Genomic DNA, 6,155 nt, shown 5'->3' with positions numbered 1-6,155 from the left:
CTGGCTCGGCGCCTTCTCGCTTGTTTGGTGGGCGGGTTTGTGGTGGCCTCGCGGGGGGGCCGGGGGCCGCCCCCCCCCCCCCCCCCCCCCCCACTACAGTGCGACCATCCAGCACTCCCTCGCCGCACCCCACAGTCGCGCAGCGCCATTGCGCGCACCACGCGCGATAACCCCAAAGAGAAAATCAAAGAGACTGCAGATAAAAACTTGCACACACAAAAAAGCCCCAATCAAGGGGCTCTTTTGAAACTGGCGGAGTGAGAGGGATTCGAACCCTCGATAGAGCTTTTAACCCTATACTCCCTTAGCAGGGGAGCCCCTTCAGCCACTCGGGCATCACTCCGTTTCTCTTTCCCCGCTGCGTGTATTCCTAAGCGGGGCGCGAAGAATAACGTTAAACGGGGTGAAAGGTAAACCCTTATTCGGAAGTTTCTTCACTTCCCGGGGTCGCGGGCTCATCACCACGCTGGATACGCTGGAAAATCTCCTCACGATGGACAGCAACATCCTTCGGTGCGGTGATACCGATACGTACCTGGTTGCCCTTGACGCCGAGCACGGTCACGCTGACCGAGTCGCCGATCATCAAGGTTTCGCCTACTCGGCGAGTCAGGATCAACATTGTGTAAATCTCCATGGAACCGGTGGGTTTCCCACCGGCATTGGCGCGCTTCGAGCTATGCGCCCCACGACAAAGGGGAAAAGACTCCCAATGTTACCGTCAGGGCGCGAACAGCTTCAAGGTACGCGACTTGTCACATTCAGGCCAGATGTGGCTTGACCCATGCCAGCACGCCCTCAAGGGCCGCCACCAGCTTGGGACCGTCCTCACCGCCGCCCTGGGCCATGTCCGGACGACCACCGCCCTTGCCGCCGATCTGGGCTGCGACGTGGGCCAACAGCTCGCCCGCCTTGACCTTACCCAGCGCCGCACCATTCACGCCTGCCACAAGGGCGGCCTTGCCGTCCTGCACACCGGCCAGCACGATGATGGCATCGCCCAGCTGCTGCTTCAGTCGATCCATCGCGTCGCGCAGCGCCTTGGCATCAAAGCCTTCCAGACGCACCGCCAGCACCTTCACGCCGGCCACATCGACCGCCGAGCCGCCGAGATCGGCAGTGGCACCAGAAGCAACCTTGGCCTTCAGGGCTTCCAGTTCGCGCTCCAGCTTCTTCTGGCGATCACCCAGCTGGCGGATCTTGTCGACCACGTCGCCAGCACTGCCGCCGAGCAGCTGCGCAGCTTCGTGCAGGCGTGCCTCCTCGTCAGCCACATAGTCCAGCGCACCCTGCCCGGTCACCGCTTCGATACGACGCACGCCCGAGGACACACCGCCCTCGGAGGTGATCTTGAACAGGCCGATATCGCCGGTCCGCGAAACGTGGGTACCGCCACACAGCTCGGTGGAGTACTCGCCCATCTTCAGCACGCGCACGTTCTCGCCGTACTTCTCGCCGAACAGTGCCATCGCACCGAAATCCAGCGCTTCCTGCATGCCCATGTTGTGCACTTCGGCAGCGTTGTTCGCACGCACCTGTTCGTTGACCTTGCGCTCGATGACGGCCAGCTCTTCGGCCGTGATCGGCTGGAAGTGCGAGAAGTCGAAACGCAGGCGATCCGGCGCCACCAGCGAGCCCTTCTGCTGCACGTGGGTGCCCAGCACTTCGCGCAGGGCGGCGTGCAACAGATGGGTAGCCGAGTGATTGAGGATGGTGGCGCTGCGACGCGCGGCATCAACCGCACCAGCCAGCACGTCACCAATCTTCAACGCGCCCTGTTCCAGCTTGCCGACATGGCCGTGGAACTGCCCGGCGAACTTCTGCGTGTCGCCCACGGCCAGTTTGACGCCGTTTGCCGACAGCACGCCGGTATCGCCAACCTGGCCACCGGACTCGGCGTAGAACGGCGTTTGCGCGGTGAACACGATGACCTCATCGCCCGCCTGCACGGCGTCGACCGAACGACCGTCCTTGATCAGCGCGACAACCTTCAGACCATCGGCCTGCAGGCGGTCGTAGCCGAGGAACACCGTCGGGCTGAGGCTGGCAACGAGTTCGGCGGAAAGCGTCACGCCACCGCCGAACTTGCCGGCCGCACGCGCGGTTTCGCGCTGGTGCTCCATCGAGGCATCAAAGCCGGCCATGTCCACGGTCATGCCGCGTTCGCGGGCAATGTCCGCGGTCAGATCGACCGGGAAGCCGTAGGTGTCATACAGACGGAACGCGTCGACACCCGGGATGACGCCATCGCTGACCTTGGCCGCAACGTCATCGAAAATCTTCATGCCCGAATCGAGGGTTTCAGCGAAACGCTCTTCTTCGGCCAGTAAGGCACGCACCACGGTGTCGGCCTGCACCGGCAGTTCCGGATAGGCCTCGCCCATCTGCTCGATCAGGGTCGGCACCAGCTTGTTGAAGAACGGCTGGCGCACGCCCAGCATCCAGCCATGGCGCAGGGCGCGGCGGATGATACGGCGCAGGACGTAACCACGGCCTTCGTTGGACGGCAGCACGCCATCGACGATCAGGAACGAGCAGGCGCGGATGTGATCGGCGATCACGCGCAGCGACTTGTTCTCCAGGTCGGCCATACCGGTCAGCTCGGACGCCTTGCGGATCAGCGCCTGGAACAGGTCGATCTCGTAGTTGGTGTGCACGTGCTGCAGGATCGCCGCCAGGCGCTCAAGGCCCATGCCGGTGTCCACGCACGGTGCCGGCAGCGGCTGCAGCGAGCCGTCTGGCTGGCGGTCGAACTGCATGAACACCAGGTTCCAGATTTCGATGAAGCGGTCGCCATCTTCGTCCGGCGAGCCCGGCGGGCCACCGGCGATATGGTCGCCGTGGTCATAGAAGATCTCGGTGCAGGGACCGCAGGGACCGGTATCGGCCATCTGCCAGAAGTTGTCCGACGCGAACGGTGCACCCTTGTTGTCGCCGATGCGTACGATGCGCGATTCCGGGATGCCGATCATGTCGCGCCACAGCGCGTAGGCCTCGTCATCGGTCTGGTAAACGGTGACCAGCAGGCGATCGGCAGGCAGCTTCCAGACCTGTGTCAGCAGTTCCCAAGCCCAGGCAATGGCATCCTTCTTGAAGTAATCGCCGAACGACCAGTTGCCCAGCATTTCGAAGAAGGTGTGGTGGCGGGCGGTGTAACCGACCTGGTCCAGATCGTTGTGCTTGCCGCCAGCACGCAGGCAGCGCTGGACGTCGGCTGCGCGCACATAGCTGCGCTTTTCCGCGCCCAGGAACACGTCCTTGAACTGGACCATGCCCGAGTTGGTGAACAGCAGGGTCGGGTCGTTGCCCGGCACCAAGGGTGCCGACGGCACGATGGTGTGGCCTTTGCCCTTGAAGAATTCGAGGAAATCAGCGCGGATCTGGGAGGTAGTAAATTTGGCAGGTGTATTCATGGGGACTGGCGTTAAGCTGGCAAGCGGGTCCCGGCAGCCCTTGCGGGCGCGGGAATTCGGGACAACCGAAACCCTGAAAGGGTATCAGGCCCAGCCCGCCCAGTCCTGCTCAGTCCTCTGGATCGTAGCGGCTGGCCTGGCGGATGCAGTTGCCGTCAAAGCCTCGCCGGGCCAATAGATCCGCGGCTTTGCGCCGTTGCGCCAGATCTTCTGGGCCACTGGCACCAAAACGGCGGCATACCAGCTCGCGTGCGTTTTCAGTCCAATCGCCCTCAAACGACGCCATCGCGGCCTCGATCTGCTCGCTGTCCAGTCCATGGGTGCCCAGCTCCGCGCGGATATGCAGCGGCCCATAGCCGCTAGCGGCGCGGTTGCGGACCAGCGACTGGGCAAAACGGGTGTCGTCCTGCCAGCCATCCTCGGCCAGCTTGGCCACCGCCGCATCCACCGCTTCCGGGTCCACACCGCGTGATTTGAGCTTGCGGCCGAGCTCCTTGCGCGAATGCTCGCGCCTGACCAACAGGCCTAGCGCGCGTTGCAGCGGCGTCTGCTGGCGACCGCGCTTGGTTTTGCCCTCAGGCTGGTCATCCATCTCGGTCATCACGCCACCACGTTCGTTTCAGCCAGGCACGTTTCAGCCCGACTTGATTCCGGCGAGCCCGATTCCACCAAGCCCAGCCAGAGGCAATACCCAACCCCGCGCCATCCCTGCCGCGGGGTCTTCATCGACAAAATGCCGCAGGAGCGGACGACGTCACTGACGATGCGTCGCCCGCCCCCGCGGGAAACTCACTCCTCGCCGTCTTCGTCGTCGCCTTCTTCGCGCGCCGCTTCGGTGGGTTGGAACTTCTCGCGCAGCTCGGCCTCGAGGCGGGCTGCAACCTGCGGGTTGTCACGCAGATAGCCGCGGGCATTGTCCTTGCCCTGGCCGATGCGTTCCTCGCCGTAGCTGTACCAGGCACCGGCCTTGTCGACCAGCTTGGCATCCACGCCCATGTCGATCAGCTCGCCTTCGCGGGAGATGCCTTCGCCATAGAGGATTTCGGTGATGACCTGCTTGAACGGAGGCGCCAGCTTGTTCTTGACGACCTTGATCTTGGTCTGGTTGCCGATGATCTCGTCACCCTTCTTGATCGCACCGATACGGCGGATGTCCAGGCGCACCGAGGCGTAGAACTTCAGCGCATTGCCACCGGTGGTGGTTTCCGGGCTCTGGCCTGGCATCATCACGCCGATCTTCATGCGCAACTGGTTGATGAAGATGACCAGCGTATTGGAGCGCTTGATGTTGCCGGTCAGCTTGCGCAGCGCCTGGCTCATCAGGCGGGCCTGCAGGCCGGGCAGCTGATCGCCCATTTCGCCTTCGATTTCAGCACGCGGGGTCAGCGCAGCGACCGAGTCGACCACCACGATGTCGACCGAGCCCGAACGCACCAGCATGTCGGCGATTTCCAACGCCTGCTCGCCGGTGTCCGGCTGCGACAGCAGCAGGTCGTCGACATTGACGCCCAGCTTGGCGGCGTAGATCGGGTCCAGTGCGTGCTCGGCGTCGATGAAGGCAGCGGTGCCGCCCAGCTTCTGGCATTCGGCAATGGCCTGCAGGGTCAGGGTGGTCTTGCCGGAGGATTCCGGGCCATAGATCTCGACCACGCGGCCCTTGGGCAGGCCGCCGATACCCAGTGCGATGTCCAGCATCAACGAGCCCGTTGGGATGATCTCGACGGGCTCGACAACGCGGTCGCCCATGCGCATCACCGAGCCTTTGCCGAACTGCTTTTCGATCTGACTCAGTGCGGCGGTAAGCGCGCGCTTCTTGTTCTCGTCCATCGTGTTCGTCCTCGGGGTTGATTTCGTTGATTTCGTCATGGGGTCCACTGTAGGGGTGTCGTATCGCACAGACTGAGACTGCAACCGAGACGACAAAATTATTTGGCCGACAAGGATACCGACAGCAGCCCAAACACCCGCCCTACGTAAGGAAAACAGTCAGTTGCGGCTGCGAAATGCGCAGATCCGGGCTCAGTTGGTTTCAATTCCGCGAGCCTCAAACCGGCGGGTTTCAGCGATTTGGCCTGAGCAGGCCGCAATACAGCCCTTCGATGGAGAAATCCTGGTCGGGCAGGACCTCGATCGGCGCGTAGTCGGGATTGCGTGGCAGCAAGCGGATCCGGTCCTTGGCGATCTTCAGCAGCTTGACCGTGATTTCGTCGTCGATCCGCGCCACCACGATCTGCCCGGAGGTCGCATCGCGGGTGCGGTGCACACCAATCAGGTCACCATTGAAAATGCCTTCGTCGATCATCGAATCGCCCTGCACTTTCAGCAGGTAGTCCGGCGCCGGCGAGAAGAACACCTTGTCCAGCACCACGTAATCGTCCGAGCCGATGTCCGCGCCAATCGGCAGGCCAGCAGCGACCCGGCCGAGGATCGGCAGGCGCAGCACGTCGTCATTGGCAGCCTGTACTGGAGCCTGCGGCTCCACGTCGCCCTCGCCTTCCTGGCGTACCAGACGGATGCCGCGCGCACGGCCGGGGACACGCTCGATGGCACCGGCCGCTTCCAGGGCGTCCAGGTGGTATTGGGCCGAGCGCACACCCTTGAAACCAAAGGCGCGGGCGATCTCGGTCTGCGATGGCGGCATGCCCTCGGCCTCGATGCGCTCAGCGATCAAGTCGAGGATGGCCTGCTGGGTGTCGGTGAGGTTCATGGTTAGTAGTATTACTACTAACAAAAAGATCTGCA

At 63.1% G+C, this 6,155-nt stretch carries 5 protein-coding genes and 1 tRNA gene; all 6 read right to left on the bottom strand.

Features of this window, described 5'->3' with window-relative positions:
- Positions 1-250 precede the first annotated feature (250 nt).
- The 6 genes from ACVOL0_RS13590 to lexA all read right to left on the bottom strand — a co-directional run bounded on the left by ACVOL0_RS13590 (position 251) and on the right by lexA (position 6,120).
- Positions 251-343, bottom strand: a tRNA-Ser gene (locus ACVOL0_RS13590).
- Positions 344-418: 75 nt separating this feature from the next.
- Positions 419-622 carry a carbon storage regulator CsrA gene (gene csrA / locus ACVOL0_RS13585; RefSeq protein WP_057628248.1) on the bottom strand — a complete coding sequence of 68 codons (204 nt, stop codon included), beginning with the start codon at positions 620-622 and terminating at the stop codon, positions 419-421.
- Positions 623-761: 139 nt separating this feature from the next.
- A complete protein-coding gene (gene alaS / locus ACVOL0_RS13580; RefSeq protein WP_481549551.1) occupies positions 762-3,413 on the bottom strand; it encodes an alanine--tRNA ligase in 2,652 nt (883 codons plus the stop codon).
- Positions 3,414-3,522: 109 nt separating this feature from the next.
- The gene (gene recX, locus ACVOL0_RS13575) at positions 3,523-4,005 is read right to left on the bottom strand and encodes a recombination regulator RecX (RefSeq protein ID WP_481549552.1); all 483 of its coding nucleotides are present in this window, start codon (positions 4,003-4,005) and stop codon (positions 3,523-3,525) included.
- A 197-nt stretch (positions 4,006-4,202) separates the two neighbouring features.
- Complete coding sequence (gene recA / locus ACVOL0_RS13570) at positions 4,203-5,240, bottom strand: recombinase RecA (RefSeq protein WP_282271203.1); 1,038 nt, start codon at positions 5,238-5,240, stop codon at positions 4,203-4,205.
- Between the two features lie 232 nt (positions 5,241-5,472).
- A complete protein-coding gene (gene lexA, locus ACVOL0_RS13565; RefSeq protein ID WP_481549550.1) occupies positions 5,473-6,120 on the bottom strand; it encodes a transcriptional repressor LexA in 648 nt (215 codons plus the stop codon).
- Positions 6,121-6,155: the final 35 nt, after the last annotated feature.

Source organism: Stenotrophomonas sp. STEN021 (assembly GCF_056760175.1).
This window is presented reverse-complemented; position numbering and strand designations above follow the sequence as displayed.

Excerpts from the sequence above, each read along its gene's own strand:
- csrA (WP_057628248.1), bottom strand. The coding sequence starts at position 622 with ATGTTGATCCTGACTCGCCGAGTAGGCGAAACCTTGATGATCGGCGAC.
- alaS (WP_481549551.1), bottom strand. The coding sequence starts at position 3,413 with ATGAATACACCTGCCAAATTTACTACCTCCCAGATCCGCGCTGATTTC.
- recX (WP_481549552.1), bottom strand. The coding sequence starts at position 4,005 with ATGGATGACCAGCCTGAGGGCAAAACCAAGCGCGGTCGCCAGCAGACG.
- recA (WP_282271203.1), bottom strand. The coding sequence starts at position 5,240 with ATGGACGAGAACAAGAAGCGCGCGCTTACCGCCGCACTGAGTCAGATC.
- lexA (WP_481549550.1), bottom strand. The coding sequence starts at position 6,120 with ATGAACCTCACCGACACCCAGCAGGCCATCCTCGACTTGATCGCTGAG.